The sequence below is a fragment of the Psychrobacter sp. 5A.1 genome (assembly GCF_030407455.1).
Taxonomy (GTDB): Bacteria; Pseudomonadota; Gammaproteobacteria; order Pseudomonadales; family Moraxellaceae; genus Psychrobacter.
The window spans coordinates 23,855-43,543 of sequence record NZ_JASDDJ010000015.1 but is presented as its reverse complement, the minus strand read 5'-3'; the positions used below and the strand labels follow the sequence as shown (position 1 = coordinate 43,543).

General features: G+C 41.9%; 17 protein-coding genes and 1 tRNA gene. 15 read left to right on the top strand and 3 right to left on the bottom strand.

The genetic code is table 11. The features are described from left to right. Positions 1 to 16: 16 nt before the first annotated feature. Both QL982_RS05210 and QL982_RS05205 read right to left on the bottom strand, forming a co-directional pair. On the bottom strand, positions 17 to 979 hold the full coding sequence (locus QL982_RS05210; protein ID WP_290162068.1) for an ABC transporter ATP-binding protein: 963 nt from the start codon (positions 977 to 979) through the stop codon (positions 17 to 19). Positions 980 to 1,210: 231 nt separating this feature from the next. Next, entirely contained in the window at positions 1,211 to 1,852 is a 642-nt protein-coding gene (locus QL982_RS05205) for a c-type cytochrome (protein WP_290162069.1), read from the bottom strand. 360 nt (positions 1,853 to 2,212) lie between these two features. On the opposite strand from QL982_RS05205, the gene QL982_RS05200 reads away from it, so the two are divergent. From QL982_RS05200 to QL982_RS05130, 15 genes are all read left to right on the top strand, one after another. Beyond that, positions 2,213 to 2,289, top strand: a tRNA-Arg gene (locus QL982_RS05200). A gap of 333 nt (positions 2,290 to 2,622) precedes the next feature. Then, positions 2,623 to 2,847, top strand: a complete 225-nt coding sequence (locus tag QL982_RS05195; RefSeq protein WP_290162070.1) for a hypothetical protein — start codon at positions 2,623 to 2,625, stop codon at positions 2,845 to 2,847. A 465-nt stretch (positions 2,848 to 3,312) separates the two neighbouring features. After that, positions 3,313 to 3,576, top strand: coding sequence for a hypothetical protein (locus QL982_RS05190; RefSeq protein ID WP_290162071.1), 264 nt, complete (start codon positions 3,313 to 3,315; stop codon positions 3,574 to 3,576). A gap of 62 nt (positions 3,577 to 3,638) precedes the next feature. Next, the gene (locus QL982_RS05185; RefSeq protein WP_290162072.1) at positions 3,639 to 4,847 is read left to right on the top strand and encodes a replication initiation factor domain-containing protein; all 1,209 of its coding nucleotides are present in this window, start codon (positions 3,639 to 3,641) and stop codon (positions 4,845 to 4,847) included. Further along, a complete protein-coding gene (locus QL982_RS05180; RefSeq protein ID WP_290162074.1) occupies positions 4,837 to 5,142 on the top strand; it encodes a hypothetical protein in 306 nt (101 codons plus the stop codon). Before QL982_RS05185 ends, QL982_RS05180 begins: the two co-directional genes overlap by 11 nt. Before the next feature lie 6 nt (positions 5,143 to 5,148). Then, positions 5,149 to 5,355 carry a hypothetical protein gene (locus QL982_RS05175; RefSeq protein WP_290162076.1) on the top strand — a complete coding sequence of 69 codons (207 nt, stop codon included), beginning with the start codon at positions 5,149 to 5,151 and terminating at the stop codon, positions 5,353 to 5,355. Positions 5,356 to 5,371: 16 nt separating this feature from the next. Next, positions 5,372 to 5,617: a major capsid protein gene (locus QL982_RS05170; protein WP_290162077.1), complete on the top strand. Its 246-nt coding sequence runs from the start codon at positions 5,372 to 5,374 to the stop codon at positions 5,615 to 5,617. Between the two features lie 144 nt (positions 5,618 to 5,761). Further along, on the top strand, positions 5,762 to 7,120 hold the full coding sequence (locus tag QL982_RS05165; RefSeq protein WP_290162078.1) for a virulence factor TspB C-terminal domain-related protein: 1,359 nt from the start codon (positions 5,762 to 5,764) through the stop codon (positions 7,118 to 7,120). 1 nt (position 7,121) lies between these two features. Further along, entirely contained in the window at positions 7,122 to 7,400 is a 279-nt protein-coding gene (locus QL982_RS05160; protein WP_290162080.1) for a DUF2523 family protein, read from the top strand. A 57-nt stretch (positions 7,401 to 7,457) separates the two neighbouring features. Further along, the gene (locus QL982_RS05155) at positions 7,458 to 8,609 is read left to right on the top strand and encodes a zonular occludens toxin domain-containing protein (protein ID WP_290162082.1); all 1,152 of its coding nucleotides are present in this window, start codon (positions 7,458 to 7,460) and stop codon (positions 8,607 to 8,609) included. A 29-nt stretch (positions 8,610 to 8,638) separates the two neighbouring features. Then, complete coding sequence (locus tag QL982_RS05150; RefSeq protein ID WP_290162083.1) at positions 8,639 to 9,460, top strand: site-specific integrase; 822 nt, start codon at positions 8,639 to 8,641, stop codon at positions 9,458 to 9,460. A gap of 252 nt (positions 9,461 to 9,712) precedes the next feature. Then, positions 9,713 to 11,173 carry a tyrosine-type recombinase/integrase gene (locus QL982_RS05145; RefSeq protein ID WP_290190202.1) on the top strand — a complete coding sequence of 487 codons (1,461 nt, stop codon included), beginning with the start codon at positions 9,713 to 9,715 and terminating at the stop codon, positions 11,171 to 11,173. Between the two features lie 188 nt (positions 11,174 to 11,361). Further along, on the top strand, positions 11,362 to 12,321 hold the full coding sequence (locus tag QL982_RS05140; RefSeq protein ID WP_290190201.1) for a hypothetical protein: 960 nt from the start codon (positions 11,362 to 11,364) through the stop codon (positions 12,319 to 12,321). A 123-nt stretch (positions 12,322 to 12,444) separates the two neighbouring features. Next, the gene (locus QL982_RS05135) at positions 12,445 to 12,723 is read left to right on the top strand and encodes an AlpA family phage regulatory protein (RefSeq protein WP_290190200.1); all 279 of its coding nucleotides are present in this window, start codon (positions 12,445 to 12,447) and stop codon (positions 12,721 to 12,723) included. A 3-nt stretch (positions 12,724 to 12,726) separates the two neighbouring features. Continuing rightward, a complete protein-coding gene (locus tag QL982_RS05130; protein ID WP_290190199.1) occupies positions 12,727 to 15,246 on the top strand; it encodes a DUF927 domain-containing protein in 2,520 nt (839 codons plus the stop codon). 999 nt (positions 15,247 to 16,245) lie between these two features. On the opposite strand, the gene QL982_RS05125 is transcribed toward QL982_RS05130, so the two are convergent. Then, positions 16,246 to 19,539 (bottom strand): DEAD/DEAH box helicase family protein, encoded by a 3,294-nt coding sequence (locus QL982_RS05125; protein WP_290190198.1) that lies wholly within the window; start codon positions 19,537 to 19,539, stop codon positions 16,246 to 16,248. Positions 19,540 to 19,689: the final 150 nt, after the last annotated feature.

Below are 19,689 nucleotides of genomic sequence, written 5' to 3'. Positions count from 1 at the left end.
TCTATCATTTCTTGACTCACAATCCCGCCTCCTTCATGCTGTCTTCACTTTGAATATTTTTGTCTACCAAGCGCATAAACAACTCTTCTAATCGATTCGCTTTGTTACGCATACTTCCTACCGTGACGCCTTGCTCTGACAACTGCGCAAAGACGCTGTTCAAAGACTCACCTTCTGTGAGCGTCACCTCAAGCGTCTGATCATCTGGTTGGGATGTCCCTGTCACCCCTGTCAACACCAATTGACTGGTAAACGGTACTTCCAAATCAAAGACAAACGTCTCAACGGACAGCTGCGCCAACAAATCTTTCATTTCTGTATTGATACGAATCTCACCATGATCCAAGATAGCAATGCGCTTACACAGTTGCTCAGCCTCTTCGAGATAGTGAGTCGTCAGAATAATAGTGGTCTTTTCTTCGATATTAATCTGCTGCATGAACTCCCACATAGAGCGACGTAGCTCAATATCGACCCCAGCCGTTGGCTCATCCAAAATCAATAATTTTGGTTTATGAATCAATGCACGGGCAATCATCAAACGGCGTTTCATACCACCTGATAGCTCACGCGATTTACTATCACGCTTATCCCATAGACCAAGCGCTGTCAGTAGTCGTTTTGCTCGTGGTTTAGCTTCTTTGGCAGAAATACCAAAATATCCCGCTTGGGTAATCAAAATATCTTCGACTTTTTCGAACATATTAAAATTAAATTCTTGTGGCACAATCCCAAGGTATTGCTTAGCAATCGAAGGGTTTTCTAATAAATCATTACCAAAAATATGTACACTGCCCGTGGTTGGTTTAAACAGCGAACTGATGATACCAATCATGGTGGATTTACCTGCCCCATTTGGACCAAGTAACGCAAAAAAACCACCTTGTGGTACGGTTAAATCAACCCCTTTTAGAGCCGAAAACCCATTGTCATAAGTCTTGGATAAGTTTTTTATCGTAAGTGCTGGTACTTCTGACATGAAGACCTCTTTGTTTGTTATAAATGTATGTAAAAATATTTTGAGACGACGAATGGCTAGAAGAGATGTTGTAATGTCATAAAATGAGGCTACTGTTGACGGATTTCAACTGCAATGCAACTGAAGTCTCATATTGATAATATTTATGATGAAAAAAGCGCCTATCTCATCACTGAAATAGGCGCTTTATAGATAACTACCGTAAAAGCTTAGCAAAACACGGGATAAAGATTAGCTTGCAGCTTCAACCATATAATCTACGGCATTTTGAACTTCTTCATCAGGGATATCTGCACCACCTTTAGCAGGCATTGCATTGAAACCATTAATAGCATGGGTATAAAGTGTATCTTTACCTTTTGCTATACGTGGACCCCAAGCACCAGCGTCACCAAAAATAGGAGACCCAAGTAAGCCAGCTGAGTGACAAGTTTGACACACAGCATTGTATACCGCTTTACCATCGCGAGGACCATCACCAGCCGATGGGCCAGATGAACGTGCCGTCACATCACAAACTTCATCGTCTTCAAAGCACACATTGGCAACTGGCTGAATACGAGCAATCAGGTTCGGATACAATGCAATCAGCTTTTCTACTTGCGGCGTATCTTTTGGAATTGGCTCTTCGTCCGCGGCAGGCGCTACAGCAGCGGTTGCTTCTTCGCCCTCTACTGGAGCAGCACCATCTGTCGTATCTGCTGCAGCTTGGGTATCATCGCCTAGCTTTTGAGGTGCGTTCTCTACGACCTCTTGGCCTTCTGCGACGTCAGATACTGTTACAGGTGTGTCTACAACACTTTCAGCTTGGCTCACCGCGATACTAGCGATTCCTAGAATGGCAGCTGCCGATAACATAACTACTTTTCTCATTCGTCACGTTCTCTTATTACGTATACAAAGGCTAGCATGGCTCGGACATTCTGTCTGTCCTCCTTTGACGACCTCTAAGTCCTCAATAGCAAACAGCCATCCCGCATGCCAGCGCACTTGCAATCGGTGATTATAAATATGAATTCTCCCTAACATTATAAGGGAAAAGGCAGGTAAATTGCCATGCTTGTTTAATGACTTGTCTGTTTTTTCTTAAAAAACATCAATCATGGCTGTCATTTATTGGCTTTATGGTTTTTATTTGTTAGACTAGGCGGTCTTTATTTTTTGACACCTTATGCTGGTCATTATGCGTACCTAAGCATGGTATTTATCATAGACAGTATATTGTTATCATATGCGCTCGTAGCTCAGTTGGATAGAGTATCGGTCTCCGAAGCCGAGGGTCGTGGGTTCGATTCCCGCCGAGCGCACCAATAATCTGCATTCTCTTTATCAATTTCTGCCATCACTTCATAAAACGCAATTTCAGGCTCAAGCCTTGCCAGTTCTGCTATCCGGTATATTTCAAAAGGCGTTGGCTTTGTCCTTCCTTTTTTCCAATCGCTAAATTTGCTTTCTGATATTTCCAGCTTTTCAGCTATTGCTTTCTGCGTTTTTTCATAAAATTTTGCTCTTGCAACTAGCATTTCTAGTTTCATGACGTTCTCCTTTGCTTGCTAAATCTTAATAATTAAAATATTATCTTCATAACGAAGATTTATCGTATTTTCGTTAAATTAATTCTACACTATTCTGGAGTGTTTACTATGTATCAATTATATAAAAGCCTTTCTGAGTCCTTCCAGCCTATCTCTGATAGTCCTGTCGAAGTCTTAACCCTTTGCCCCTGTCCTCCAGAAACTTCCGATACTGCTTTAAGTAGCAATGACGATGTGGATGGGGGCATCTTTATTCGTGTTTATACGCAACATACTATTGATGATCCTTTGCGCTCTGAGGTTGTATTTTTACCTGATGAAACAGCGGAGTAATTGTCATGAATCCCATTAATCTTATTTTTGGTCTTATGCTTTTTCTTATTCTTAGCCTTCCTTTCATTGACCACTTTGATTCTAAAGAAACTAAAAATAATGCAGAGTTTGAAGCAATTCACTGCCCTGAAATGCTTCAAATAGATAGCAAATATTGCAAGCCAATTTCGGAGTGATTGATATGTTTTTGCTTTGGTCTGTTAACGCTTTCGGCATTATATTTTTAGTTATATCAATTGCTGCTTGCGTTCTCTTTCCTGTTTATGTGGCTTTTTACGCTTTTTCATTAATTGAATAATTTAATCAATAACTCACCATCATTCACAGATGGTCGAGTTATTAACTTTAGATAACTGGCTTTTTAGTTATTTAAAGTTAATGACTGACCCACAGCCCACGCCCAATCTATTTCATTTCTTGAACTCTATTGGGCTGTACTTAGGCTAAATTTTGAAGGCTTTTCTTATGACATACGCATTTTATGAAACTGAAAAACAGTTCCAGCAAGCAGCTCTTGTCTTTGTCGCCATGTCCTTAAATGAGTCAGCAGGTAATTTAATTTCTGACGGCAACATTGCCCAAGCCGAAGAAGTAGCACTTTTTGAGTTGATCGAAATAGCTCGTTCAAAATCTTTTGACATTGGAACAAAGAACGCCATTGGTATTTACGCAAACTTGGTACAAGAAGAAAACGACCTAATGCGCGTATCTTTCGGTAAAGGTCAATAGAACGATAATTTTCGGGGGAGCGAAACCCCCAAGTAGTAACACGGGGGTAACGGATTATGCAAATGCACAAAACTACGACTTTAGACGGTGTTCGTCAAATCTCGCAACATACAACAACAGTTGTCATGGGCAAAAATGGCAAACCCCAAGAAGTATCCCTTCGTATCCCTGTAAACGGAGAAATAGCCGTTATTGATGCTCTTAACCTTGTAGTACACCCAAGCACATTCGATACACAGCTACACCAGAACATGATTAACCCAGATTTAGACAACGACAAAAAGCGCAAGCTAGCAACCGAAACCGCCTATCACATAGGTAACGTTCTTAGGGTAATCATGGGTGATGACTTTGCCGACATACATGACACAGGCGTAAGCCGTAACCGTTATCATTACACCTTTCGCATTGGTGACCCTTCTATGCCTTTGGGCTTGATCGGTATTCATAATTTTAACGCTGATAATCCTAGCATCTTAATCATGATTTACGGTGAAGGTACTCACGTCGCTGAAACGTGGTGGGAGTTTGGCTTATATCAGTGGCTCACTGCAATAGATTCCGATGGTAACCCTAAGGTTATAGATCCAAAAATATCACGCTGTGACCTTGCACACGATGATATAGAAGGTCTTTACAGCTCTGCCGAATTAGCCGATGAATCAGACACAAACGGTGGTTTTGCCCTTACAAATAAGTTACCTAAAGTTCAACAGTTAGGCGACTGGAAACGTCATGAAGGTCGCGGTCGTACTCTCCAAGTTGGCAGCCGTTCCAATGGCAAGCTATACAGAGGTTATGAAAAGGGTAAGCAGCTCGGCAATCCTGAATCACCTTGGTTTCGCCATGAAGTTGAGCTTGGTAACAAGTCTCGCATTATTCCTTTAGATATATTGCTACACCCCAGCGAGTATTTTGCTGGTACGTATCCCTATATGACAGAGATTGCACAATACGCCACCGACAAAGAAAATTTTTGCCCTACACGTATAGAGACAATCAAAAAAACCATGACCATCAGCTTTCACAAGTCTGTACAGGTTGTTAAACACCAGTTTGGGCGTTACATGAAAGTATTCCGCGACATATACCAAGATGACAGCGAAATACTAGAAATGCTTATCACTGAAAAAACCGATTATTACCCTAAGCGTTTACGCTTGTTTGAAAAAATGATTTTCCGCGCTCCGCATTGGACTCCTTTCGGTGCTCCAATGATTGAAAGTTCACCTTATGAAAACGTACTAAAGGAATCTATCTATGCAATTTAAAACACAATCAGTCATTAAAGCCATGAAGCCTAGTAAAGGCGTTATTGAAGATACTGGTCGCCCTTATGACTCTACCAAAGTCTATATTGAAACTCAGTTTTCAAGTGATGCCGAAGGCTGGGGCAATCCGTCTATTCAATACAACTGGGGTACGTCAGATAATTATCATGATTTTATGCGTACTCACAACATCACCAAAGAATTTGTGGGTGAAGTGACTTGGGAAAATCAGACCACTGGTAATAATTCCAAGCTCGTTGTTATTGATGTTAAACCAAACACACAAAAGGCTTAAACCGAAATGGCTAATGAATCTTATGTATGCGTTGAATTGCAAAATAACACCTGTGTTAATTGGGCGATCCAAACGAATGTATTAGATGCATTAGCTATCACACCTGCACAAGCAGGGAAAATCAGTGCCGCAATTATCCTAGTCCTTGTTACTGGCTGGGCAATCGGGGAATTGGGGCGCTTAATTAAAAACTCGAACAATCCGTTCGGGTAAAAAAGGAGTAGTAACCATGTCTCAAAACACTGTAAACGGTCTTGTTCTTGTTAAGAACAAAAAGAAAGGCGGTATGGCTGCTTTAGCTGCTGCGTTAACCTTTGGTGTTGCCACCAGTGGCGCACACGCTGCAATGGACATGACAGAAACTGTCACGGCTATCAGCGCACAAACTGCCAATGTCGAAACAATCGGTATTGCCATTTTGGGTGTATTGGTGGTGATTGCTGGCATCGGCCTACTACGTCGAGTAGTACGCTAGTACCTGCTTATTTTGCACAGTCGATTAGCTACGGCTAGTCGATTGAACAAAGTAAATAGGGGGCGTTATGTCTGAATCACATATCATCAATTGGCTTGTCGTTTGGACTCTCGTCACTGCCGTCCGTATTATGTTGGCTAAAGTATGAAAAAACTATTCTATATTACAGCCTTCATTCTGATTGCTATTTCTTTCTTTTTTAATGTCTCTGCTCATGCTGCTGGTGGTGCTGGTGGCTCTTGGGATAATGACAGTGGTTTTGGTGGGAATGGTGGTTCAACTGGTGGTGGTGGTGCTGGTGGTTCTTGGTCTGACCAATGTTCTTATTCCATTCGTGGTCGCTCTTTTGATAGTCTTGATGCTGTTGAATTTGAGCATTGTAAACTTCGTAGTGATTCTTTAAGTATTTTTAATCTTTCTCATTCTGATGGCGTTATTTCTTTTTCCTGTTCAGTATCCGCTGATGCTCATCCAGATGGTAATTATGGTGGTACTTATGTTTGTGAAGAACCCCCTTCTTGTCCTGTTGGTCAAGTTTGGAACGGTACTTCTTGTGTTACCGAGCTAAAATGTCCTGCTGGTTATTCTAAAGACGGTGATGCCTGTATTTGGCAATGTCCTGCTGGCTATAAGATGTTAGGCGGTAACTGTGTAAAAGATGACATGCCCGAAGATTGCGACCCTACAATTCAAGAATGTGACGAAAATGGTGAACCTGTTTGTGATTGCTGTGGCTCTCTCCAGCAACTAGTTAATCTTACCAATACCCAAATTAACAATGATAACCGCATTATTTCTTTGACTGAAAATATAGTCACCACAATGAATACAACCAATAATAATATTAATAACGTAAATACCAGCATCAACAACGTCAATAACAATATAAGCAATGTTAACAATAACTTAACCACCATTAATGAAAGCATAGAAAATATCATTACAACCATACAAGATAATAAACCTGACTTTGACACATCAGCCATTGAAGCAAAGCTCCAACAGCTAATAGATAAGGATTGGACTGTAGACGTTGCAAACATAGAATTGGATTTAACTGAACTACTTTTAAAACTCGATGAATTGAATCAGTCAATCATTGATAACAAATACGATGACACAGAACTAAAAGAAAAAATTGATGAACTAATAAACAAAGACCTTTCCGAAATAACAGACCGCCAAGATGAGCAAACATCATTATTAGAAGATATAAAACGGCTCTTACTTCCCACCAATGAGGCTGGTGATCCTGACCTAAATCTACCAGAAGTTGAACAAAGCGAATTTGATCCGTGGGCTGCGATAAAAGGTTTTGATATTAGTAATAATATCATTAACGCATCTCGTCAATGTCCTGCTGACAAGTCTTTCACTGTTATGGGTGCTACTTTCTCTATTCCTATGACTCCAATGTGTACTTATCTCGGTTACCTTGCCCCTATCTTTTTGGCTCTCGCTTATTTCCAAGGTGCGATGATTATTTTAAGGTCTGGTGATTAATATGCCTGCTGTTATTATTTTAATACTTGGTTGGTTCACTAAATACTTAATATTTAAAGCCCTATTTTATTTGGGTGTTGGTATTGGTAGCTATGCCATTGTGCAATTTTTCTTTGATAAATATATTAATGCTGGTCTAGCACAGATTGGCGGATTACCTGCTGACCTGTCTTATTTGATCGGAATCGCCCATATAGACCATGCAATAAGCATTGTCATTGGTGCTATGTCTATACGTGCATTTATCGTGTCTATGCGTACCCTACTGGCAAAAATATAAAACGCCAAGGGAAGAAGCGACTAAAGGAGCGCCTGACCGAAGGCGTAATAAATCATTATGGCAATTGACGTAATAACAGGACAACCGCGAAACGGCAAAAGCCAATATGCCTTGAAGCTTATCTTTGACGATATAAAAGATAACGATAAATTAGAAAAGGAAGGCAAAGAAACACGACCAATCTTTGCTGATATTGCTGGTATTAATGCCCCTGATACGCCCACTAAACTACCTGACGTTAAACCAATACCAACTGACCGCCCTATTTGGTTTGGTGATTACCTGACCGCCCCTGAAGAAGTTCCCGACGGCTATTGGTGTCCTCCTGCTGGTTCTATCTTCTATTTTGATGAATGTCACAAAATCGAATGGGTTAAAGAAGTTTCTGGTACTTTATCCAAAAATCCCACCACTATCTCTTTGAATGAGCATGGTCACATTGGTCATGACATAAAACTAATTACTCAGTTTCCCAATTATATTCACACTCACATTAGAGGTTTGACACAACAACACTTCCATGTGAAGCGCGTCCACGGTTCTAAATTCGCTTGGGTCTATAAATGGGACGATTTCCAGCTTTCACCTCGCACAAAGTCGGCTATTACTGACGCTTTTGAAACCGAAAAGTTCTTCTTTAAGAAAAAATACCAAGACGCTTATCAGTCTGCATCTGCACATAGTAAGATTAAATTTAAGATACCAGCAAAGCTGATCCCTTTTCTAATCATCATACCTTTATTGATTTTTGCGCTTTGGTACGTTGGCAAGGATTCTATGTTTGCACCTGACAAAGAAGAAGATCAAGAACAAACCACAGAACAATTAGAACAAATGAAGGCACAGAACCAACAACAGTTAGAAGAAATAAACAATATACGCTTTGAGCTTGAAGAACTAAAAGCAAAATATTTACCAAAACATATCGCAATAATGGCTGAACATGAAGACGTTAGACCAGCAATGATAATTGCGTCGTCTAGCTCTTGCGTCGCTTACAATACCTACGGAGAACCTCTTCTTATATCGGATAGCCTTTGCTATATGATGAATGAATCCCCAGCCCTTATACCAAAGTCACGGCAAGCAAAACAGGTCTCCCATTTGAATGACAATGAAGGCATAACAGACAACCCCTTTTCTAATCAAGATAATGGTATGAATGTTGAGTATATTGAACCCAATGACCGCTTTGTTACAGGCTCCTAATTGGCAATTTTGCCTATTAGGAATCCACAATGTTTCACAAATTATCACAAGTTATTGAGTATTACCAAAACTACCACCTCACAAAAAACAAGTATCAGTACCGCTCTGATAATTTGCTTTTCTTTGATACCTTCAATCTCTCCGATATACGAAAAAAACACGTCAAACAGTACGCACAGTTTAGGCGTGTCACTGTCTCCAATGCCACCATTAACCGTGAATTGTCTTTTGCTCGTGCTGCGATCAATCGGGTTATTGATGACTATGAAATAGTATTAAATAACCCGTTTGAGAAAGTGAAGTTTGTCGAAGATGATTACATCGCTAATTATCTTAGCCGTGACCAATATGACCGATTATTGCTTTCTGCTTTACACACACAAAACTATGATTTGCATGACTTTATTATTCTGCTTACTATGACTGGTTGCCGTCCTATCGAGCTTTTAACCCTTGAATGGTCTAATGTTCATCTTGATAAACATCAGTTTGTCGTTAGGAATTTCTATTCCAAAAGTAAACGCACAATGTACAAATATCTGAATAACACGTCTTATTCGTTGCTATTGGAGAGACAAACACAAGCCAAGGGAAGATATGTTTTTACTAACCCCAGAACGGGGCAGCGGTTTAAAAGTTTCTCGAAAGGTTTTCAACTATGTAAAAAAAGGGCTGGTGTGAATTGTACTATGTATGATTTACGGCACACTTACGCAAGCTGGTTAATACAAAAAGGTGTCGGTATTTATACGATTAAGGATTTGTTAGGGCATGGGGATATTGATTCAACAATGCGCTATGCTCACCTTGATTACGCCCAATATGTAGACTCTTTATCTTTGATAGGATAATTACTTTGTAAATAAATGTAACTATAAATTGTAGGCCCACGACCTCCGAAGCCGAGGGTCGTGGGTTCGATTCCCGCCGAGCGCACCAATCATCGTATTTTACCCTTCCCCAGCATTACCTAAAACCTCTACAACCCTTTGATAGTATCATATCAAGTCTTTCAATATTACTTGTCATTACCTAGTAGCACCTATAGAATGTTGTTAAATTTGTTGTTAAAACATTTAACATCTTTTATGGCTGCCCTGATTATGAGAAAAGATTATCGATTAACTGACAACGGTGTGAAGTCCATAGCTAAGCAGTCAACACCTGACAAAGTAACCCGTCACAGTGATGGTAATAGTCTATCTCTAATACAACATCCTAACGGTTCATTATTTTGGCAAATGGCTTACCGCTATCAATCGGATAAAGATATTAAGCCCAAACAAAAAACCTACCAAATTGGTATCTATAAATCATCAAAGCAAGTGATCGATTCATCATTCAAGCCGCAAGTATCGCTAAAGCAAGCACGTAACGAGCGTGATAAGGCAAAAGCATTATTGGCTGATGGTATCGATCCCACCGAACACAAAAGCGTTAAGAAGAACAACAACTTTGAGCAAAAGGACTTATTTAAAGTCATTGCTAAAAGATATCTCGATGAAAAATCCAAGACCACTGCAAAGAACGTGCAAAAGTTGCAAGGGTTCTTAGACAACCACATCCTAAAACATCTAGGTGACTACCCTATTGGTTCCATCACCGCGCAAGATATTATTAAGACAGGGCTTTCCATTCAAGCCACTTTTGAGCAGCAAGGCAAACACACCTCAGAGACCGCGCATAAGTGCATGGGGTTGATTAGCGCCATCTTTGAGTATGCTATTAATACGCTAGGCTATGATATTACCAATATCGCCATTGGACGTAACAAGGCACTCAGACCGCATAAAGCCGAACGTATGAAAGCGGTAGAGCAGCACCAATTCCCCGACCTACTTCGCAATATTGACCAATATATTAATAATCACCCAAACGCTCATGAGCAGACCGTAGCAGGTTTACAGCTGATGACGCTGTGCTTTGTGCGTACCAAAGAGCTAAGGCACTTTGAATGGTCAGAGATTGATTATCATAAAAGCGTATGGCGTATTCCAGCGCATAAGATGAAAATGCGCCAAGATCATATTATTCCGCTATCACCGCAAGCAATGGCTATCATTGAGCGTATGCGTCCTTTAACAGAGGAGACAGGCTATGTGTTCTATAACTTTGAATCAAACAAACCCTATAGTGAAGCATGGTTTAATCAGGCACTCCAACGCATGGGCTATACAGGTGCTCCCTACCCTAAGATGACAGGCCACGGCTTTAGGCAGCTTGCCAGCACAGGACTGTATGAGCTGCAATTCTCTGAAAGCCTCATAGAGATACAACTTGCCCACTTAGAGCAATCGAGCGTAAGAAGGCGCTACGACTTATCAGAGCATCTAGCTGAGCGCCAAATGATGATGTACCGATGGGCAAACTATCTTGATGACCTACGTGCTGGCAAGGCGATCAGCTTTGATTTACTGACTCCTGATGAACTGGCTAAAGAAATGGATAGTAGAAGTGAGCAAGCCACCGATATAGCGCTGCATGATAAAGACATACTGATTAAGAGCTTACGGGCACAAGGGGTATCGCAAGAGGTACTAGCCAAACTTGCCGAGCAGCTTTAACAACAGCATTTAATAACACCGCTTTACTGATTATCGTCAGCATTGGGCTGGCAAGCCGATATTGATATCGTCAATCGCTATCATAACCGATTGCAAGGCTAGGACTAATTACCCGAACGACAGCCACCGCACCCTTAGCTGTCAGCGCCTTGCTCCTATTTTTCTTTAAGGGTGTGAGGGTGCGCATTATGGGTTTTTTTGACGACTTACAAAACCAACAAGACAGAGGCTATATAAAAGCACCTGAATATTTAGAGCAACTAGCGAAAGAACATAATAGTACTATAAGAGCTACAGCTCACTATTTATTGCACCTTGACCCGTTCACAGGGTTTAGTGACATCTACTGTCAAGAGCGCGGCAATTATGTAATACCGTCTTATACTGATAGCCCAGCGTATTTATTATTTTTTAATAATGCAATTGATATGCATACTGATGAAAAATACGTTTTAGATGAATTTAAAAAAAATAACTCACACCTTTATTTTAAGAAATCTGAATTATTGCGTGCGCAGGAAACAGAGGTCGAAAAAGAAAATTATTTAAGTAACAGGAACGAAAGTTTAGCTGATCTTATTGAGCAGCTAGCAGATGCAAAAATTACTATTGACCAGCTCACTACTAGGGCAGAAACAGCAGAGTTAAATAAAATAGGGAATACCAATAATTTAGAACTTGAGCAGGAAAACAAAAAACTTATTAATAGATTAGATAATGCTAAAGAAGTTTTTAAAGGGCAAAAAAGTGAGATAGACAGACTCACAGAACAGGTTGAGCAGTCGGAAGTTAAAATTAACGAACTTATAGCGGATGCAGATATACCAAATGATAAACACTTGTATGACTGGCAAGCAATGAACCAATACAACTATCCGCCCGAGCTTCATCTAGCAATTTTAATATGGGAAAAGAGCTATATCTTAAATGAGATAAGCAACCGACATATAACAGACCACTCTCAACGCTTTAATATTATTGCTGAAAAGATAGGATTAGATAAAGCTATTCATGGCGGAGCTTTAATAAGTAGATTAAGTAAAATAACTAATCCTCAAATTAATAAACAGAAAAGTGATATTGAAAACTTAAAAATCATTAAAGAGTTAAATATAAAGGACTTAGATAACAGTAACCCCAAAGGGTAAACCATGACCGTTACCCATTATTTAAAGGGTTACCCTTTGCAGTAACCCCACTACCATCACTTAATATCACCTCATAGCAGGGCATTACCGCCCATTCCTTTAACCGCTATGGAGTGAATTATTATGACCTTAGTCGATCAATATTTAAGAATGACAGACCTTGCCAATCAACCTGAGCGTAAAGCCAAGACTTATATTAATCGTTCAGGACAACAGCGCACTGTCACAGCCAAATCCGCTAAACGCGGTATTACTGGTTTTAGCGCTAAGCACATCTACCATCTAATCAATGAGGGCAAATTTCCAGCACCCATTAAAATCGGACGTGCCAGCTTGTGGCGTTTGTCTGATATCAATCAGTGGTTAGAAAGTCATAATACTACTAAAAGTAGTGAGGTATAAGTTATGACTACTTCAAAACAAACTAATAGCCAAGAAAAAGCCCGTGCTGTGAACACGGGTGCTGATACTATCTTGCAAGGCTATAAACCAAGCACAAGGGAGCAGCTGGCAGGCGATCCCTTGTTAATTAAACTCTATGACATGCTAGAACCTGAACGGCTGCTATCTGTTACAGACAGTACTACTATACATCATGGGGATGAGACTGGCAAAACTGAACCCACCGCTGGCACGATTGCCTTACGTTTGACCGACAAACAAGGCGATACAGTAGGCGCAGTGTTCTACACGCCAAACAGCAAAGCAAAACCTATTGTCATTGATCCTACAGGCTATGGCGCTATCGTCATTGGTGAGCCAAACAAAGCCAATGAGGTGATAGCCTTTAATGATTTAGATGATGGTATTGATGTTTACAGCTATCTAATGAGCAGTGATAAGACAATCATTGTCAGCCCTCACAAGACAAAGCAATGCCTTAAAAAGATGGTGCAGCACTGGAGCAGCGGATCACAGGTTACTGTACCTATGACGCTTGATGACAAGGGCTTAATAAACCTATTGGCAGGTGTAAAGGCGCAAGCATTGGTCACAGTGGCTCATATCGTCACCATGCTACAAAATGACAGCTACGAAGCGATACTGGCAGCTGATGACACCCAGCTAGTTAATTTACAAGACACTGCTTATTATCCTGAATGGCGTGATGATCCCCAGCTGAATGAACCGATGACCTACAGTGATGGACGTTTTGAGCTTTATCACGATGGACTGTTTTTAGTGAAGTATAACGATGATGATCCAGCAAACATTACTTTCAAGTCTAAGGCGTTTGTTTGTTCACCGATAGAGGTTATCGCTAAGACACGGGACACAGGCAGCACTACATGGGGGCGGTTATTGCAATGGCGTGATGATGACAGCGTAATGCATACATGGTCAATGCCGTTAGCACTACTGCAAGGTGATGCAAGGGAGTACCGCAAAGAGCTGGCTAGTCAAGGCTTGAACATTACCACCAATCCCAAACAGCGCAGCTACTTAGATACCTATATTCAAAACTACCCTATTCACAAACGGGCGTTATGCGTGGATAAACTAGGCTGGCATGGTGAGCAATATATATTACCTGATAGAACTATAGGCGGTGATGGTAAGCAGCTTATCGTCTATCAGTCTGCAAACAGCATTAATAGCACACTAGATCAGAAAGGAGAGCTAGCACAGTGGCGTGATGAGTTATGCAAACCACTGGCAGAACAAAGCCGTTTTGTGTTCTCTATTGCTTGTGCGTTTGCAGGTCAATTACTGGAGCTATTAGGCAGTGATGGGGGCGGTTTTCATATTATAGGCTCAAGCACTATGGGTAAGTCGTTGTCGCTTAAAGTAGCGTCTAGTGTATGGGGCAAGCCTGAAAGCTACACTAAGACATGGCGCAGCACTGACAACGCCTTAGAGGGCACAGCAAGTGAGTATAACGACAGCTTTTTACCGCTTGATGAGATCAGCGAATGTGATCCCAAAATAGTAGGTAAAGTCGTTTACATGTTAGGTAATGGTACAGGCAAAGGCAGAAGTACCACCACAGGACATAACCGCATAGCCAAAACATGGCGCATTATCTTTTTATCAACTGGTGAAAAGACGATAAAGCAACAAATGATAGAAGCAGGACAAAAAACCAATGCAGGTATTGAAGTTCGAATGGCACATATAGATGCTGACGCTGGTGCTGGCAATGATTTAAGAATGTTTGATAGTTTGGTACTGGCAGACACGGGCGCAGCGCAAGCCGACAAGATCAATGAGCTATCACAAGCTTACTATGGATCAGCTGGCATAGCGTGGCTAGAACATATCACCACTGACAAAGCAGCGACCACCGCCACCGCTAAGCAGCTTGTAGATGACTTTATGAGCAAGTATAGCGACCTTGCACCGCAAGCGCATAGAGTGGCTAGAAGGTTCGCTATTGTAGCGGCAGCTGGAGAGATGGCAACACTGGCAGGTATAACAGGCTGGCAAACAGGACAAGCAACCACAGCCGTAATGACATGCTTAGATAACTGGCTCGATAACTACGGGCGTGATGGTGAACATGAGCAGCGCCAAATCATAGAGCATATCAAGGTGTTTATTGAACAGCATGGAAGTAGTCGCTTTCAACCTTGCCACAGAAACACGCGCTTAGACTTTGAGGAAAAAACCTTCAACCGTGTGGGCTATCGTAATATGGAAAAAGGGGATTATTATTTTTCTCAAGAAACTTTTGATAGCGTATGTGCGCCTTTTAGCAAAAAGAAAGTCTTACAAGTGTTAGAGGAAGCCAACTTGTTGCTACTCAATCAACGTGACCGTAAAACCTACAAATTGCCTGATACTTTATTTAGTGACAGGCAACGTCCATCTGTTTATGCAGTTACTGCTAACATACTTTCTTATGACCCTCTGGAAAAGGGCAGGACAGGCGGGACAAACGGGACAGACTATATGCAGCAAGGGATTGCGCTGTCCCATTGCTAGAAACCGTAACGGGACGAACGGGACAGGATTTTACGTTTTAGCTTTTCTGTCCCGCTTGTCCCTTTGCAAAAAACGATAACGGGACGGCTGAAAACTAATAAGTACGGGGGCTGTCCCGTCTGTCCCGCTTGTCCCGTGCAAAAAACTCAAGTACAGCAAAAATAATCAAAGGTAGGCGTGTATCGTCTGCCTTTTCTCTTGAGAGCAATATATTTATCAGCATAAAAGCTTATTGACAATCAGACCCTAATCCAAACTTGGATTACCCCTCTTAACAGTCTTTATTTACTATCTCTGACCCCATAAATCAGGAAGCAAAACCGTGGAAGCAAGAAATTTAGGAAGCAAGAAGTGAATTTTTTGGAATATTGGGATCACAGCAATCGCTTAATATGCAATAGATACAGCGGAATCAAAGGAGGAGTATGGAAGCAAGAGGAAGCAGAAAAAAAGGATTTAATTACCTAAATATATATTACTTACAATGGGAGCACCCTAGGATTGCCGAAGACTTAACATTCTGAGAAATGTATGACCATAAGATATGATCCATCATAGTTATAGAAGGTTCTGATGTTTATCTATTCTGTACACTAATAAAATAACCGGTGGTGTGTCAAAAAGTATGCTGATTAAAATTTGAACAATTTTTGAAGCCTTGAAAGCCCTATAGAATCAGAGAACTTAGCATAGATTTCTTATTGACTTTTATCACCAGCATACTTTTTAGAACACCACCAAATAACCGACTCAAGTAAATCTATCTCTGATAAAGTCTGGACGATTCAATCTACAATAGAACTGGAATCAAAACCATGGAATTAAGAAGATTTGGAATCAAAAAACGTATTTTTTGAAATATTGGAATCACGGCAATCTCTTATTGCATAATGGGTAGAGCGGAATCAGAGGAGAAAAAAGGAATCAAGAGGAAGCAAAGAAAGAGTGATATCTATCTAGACCGATACCACCCTTGTTACCTTTTATTCTCTGTATAGCCTATCCTGAAACCTCATTACCCAACTTCGTATCAAGCATCAAACGAATAAATTTCTTAAACTGATCAGGATTAGACAATAGGTGCATGGTCATACCTTCATAGGCTTCTTGGCTTTCAAATAACGCATCCATAGCCGCATCGGGATAGCCACCCAGCATAATCTGGTCGGTACTGTTATTAGTGAACTGCTTTACCACGATCTCGTTTTCTGTGACCTTATCCCAAATGGTATTCTGAAAGTTAATCATGTCTTTATCGGTAAAGTCCTCGCCAGCGAACACCTCATTTAACCGGTTAATGACTTTTGATAACAGCTCTTCTTCTTTATCTTTAGGTTTGGCCGTACCAGCGCCGCCGCCAGCTTCCAGCTCACCACTGCCCTCTTGTAGCTTTAGATCTTGCTGGTGCAGCTTTGAGACACGGTAATGACTCATGACGATGTTGGTTAGATCGATATCATCTTCATTGTCCACGCTTTCACGTAGCATCGGCTGTAGGTTACGCGCGTATAGGCTTAATTTCTCTAACTCTTTGTCGTCATAGTCCACAATCTGCGACATAAACTCATACTGACGGGTAAAGGTGCCTAAGTCCTTTTTAAAGATTTCCAGCGCATCTTGATCGGCTTTAAAACCTTTGTAGTCATTCTCGGCATTGGTCATCAGTACCACGTCGCCCGTTGCTTTGGTACGCTCAAGCATGTCTTTGGCGTACTTAGCTTGTTCACGTGCTTGGCTGTAGCGCTTCTGCCAACGCTCGACCGCTGGCTTGCAGATATTACTGATGGCAGCATTAGATTTGTTCTTACTATAGAAGGCCTCAACAAATTGTTCTACCTCATGCCACAAGAAGATACCGCTGGCACGCAACTTCTCATAAAGGTCAAACACCTGATCAGGGTCAGACACATCCGCTAAGGTTGCAGTCTCATAGTATGGTTGAAAGGCCTCTAAAATATCGTAAGGATCATTAAAGAAGTCGAGCACAAACGTACCGCTCTCTGCTTTACCTTTATAAGTACGGTTCAGCCGTGAGAGGGTCTGTACGCAGTCCACACCTGTGAGTTTCTTATCCACGTACATGGCGCACAGCTTAGGTTGGTCAAAGCCTGTCTGGAACTTGTTAGCCACTAGCATCACTTGATAGTCATCGCTGTCAAAGGCTTTACGCATATCACGGCCTTTTAACCCGATATTCATATTGTGCTCGGTGAACTTCTCGCCAAGTAATGCGCCGCTATCAGGGTCATTGTCATTAAAGGTGACCTCCCCTGAGAACGCGACCATCGCATTGATACGATGATAGCCATGCTCAGCAATATAGTTATCAAAAGCGATTTTGTAACGTACCGCTTCTTTACGCGAACCTGTCACCACCATCGCTTTGGCTTGCCCGCCGAGTAAGCCTTTGATGTTGTCGTTAAAGTGCTCAATAATGATCTTAACTTTCTGCGCGATATTATGCTCATGCAGTCTCACCCAGCTATTAAGCTTAATCTTGGCGCGGCGAGCATCGACCTCATCATCAGCAGCGGCCATCTTTTGCTTAAGCTGATAGACCACTTTATAGTTGGTGTAGTTCTTTAGCACATCTAAGATAAAGCCTTCCTCTATCGCTTGGCGCATAGAATAGACGTGATAAGCAGCTGGCAGGTTATCGCTAGCAGCTGGCAAGTCAGGATTAGGTAAGCGTCCAAACAGCTCGATGGTTTTTGGCTTAGGTGTGGCGGTAAAGGCATAGTAGCTGAGGTTGGGACTGCTACGGCGTGCGGCAAGCGTGGCGTCTAAAACATCCTCACTAGAGAGCGGCTTATCATCATCTGTATTACTCTCTATATCGCCTGAGACCAGCACTTCTTTGAGCTGGCGTGCGGTAGAGCCTGTCTGTGAAGAGTGTGCTTCATCGGCAATAATGGCATAGCGGCGTGATTTTAAAACGCTAGAATCTTCAATCGCTTTGAGTACAAAGGGGAAGGTTTGAATAGTGACGATAATAATGGGCTGCGATTTTACCAGTGCTTCGGCAAGCTGCTCAGACTTTGAGCCGTCACTTTCTTTACGGTTGATTTTACCAACTACGCCATCGGCATGTTCAAACTGATAAATGGTGTCCTGTAGTTGGTCATCAAGCACGGTACGGTCGGTGATGACAATGACCGAGTCAAACTGCTTATCGCCGTCGCTGTTGTATAAGGTAGATAGCTGATGAGCCGTCCATGCAATAGAGTTAGACTTTCCTGAGCCTGCACTGTGTTGAATAAGGTACTTTTGACCAGCGCCTTCAGACACAGCGGCATTAACCAACTTGGTCACCACATCCCACTGATGATAGCGTGGGAACATCATGGTTTCTTTTTTAGACTTGCGGCCAATCGCGTCTTCTTCCTCGTCTATCTGCAAGTGCATAAAGTGACCGAGGATGGCCAGCAAGTTATCAGGCGTGAGCACTTCATTCCATAGGTAATCGGTGGCATAGCGGCTGCTATCGGCTGGCACGTCATTACCCGCACCGCCCTCGCTGGTACCTTTGTTAAAAGGTAAGAAGTAGGTACTGTCACCTGCCAGCTTCGTGGTCATATAGACTTCATACTGACTGACCGCGAAGTGAACCAGTGCGCCACGCTTAAACGTCAGTAGCGGCTCAGGTTTCTTAGTATCAGGATCTTTTGGCAGGCGTGTCTTCTTATACTGAGTAATGGCGTTTTGTACCGCTTGTTTAAACTCAGACTTTAGCTCCATCGTGGTGACAGGCAAGCCATTGACGAATAGCACGATATCGATACGATTACGCTTAGCGACCTTGCTATTAGCGTCAGCGCCGTCTTTAAGACTGGTATAAGGGCTATACACTACTTCAGGTACGACGCGGCAGATATTGGCTTCATAGCGTGCCATGGTTTCAGGGTTCAAGCTATGCTCAGGCTTAAACTGACAAAGTGAGAAGCGTGCGTTACGAATCTTTAGACCATGACGCAGTACGCCCAATGTGCCATAGGTGCGCGAGGCTCTATCGGTGGCGTGCGCGTCAGCCTTATTAAGCTGCTTTACCAATGCGGTGATAAAGTGGCGCTCAGAGTCGACAGGAAAAGTGCGGCAGAACTTCTCCCATTCCTGCGGCTGGGTGGTCTGCACAAAGTCGAGCACGTCTTGCTCATATAATGCAGTCTCAGCCGTATAGCCGCTGGCATAACCTACTTGCCAGCCTTGCGTTTGCATTTGGCGGACGATATCGGCTTGGAAGACAGATTCGTAAGTGACGTTGTGTGCGTTAGTAGCAGTGCTAGTTTGAGTCATGGCATGGTTCTTATTATTAGTTTATTGGTGTAGAGGGTTTTTAAGCACCGAACTTTTAGATAAGCCTCGTCAATACGGTATTTAATTTTGACTAAGTTGTTGATTAGGATTCATCTTACTTTTAGCCTATATCTTGTGGGTGCATGACAT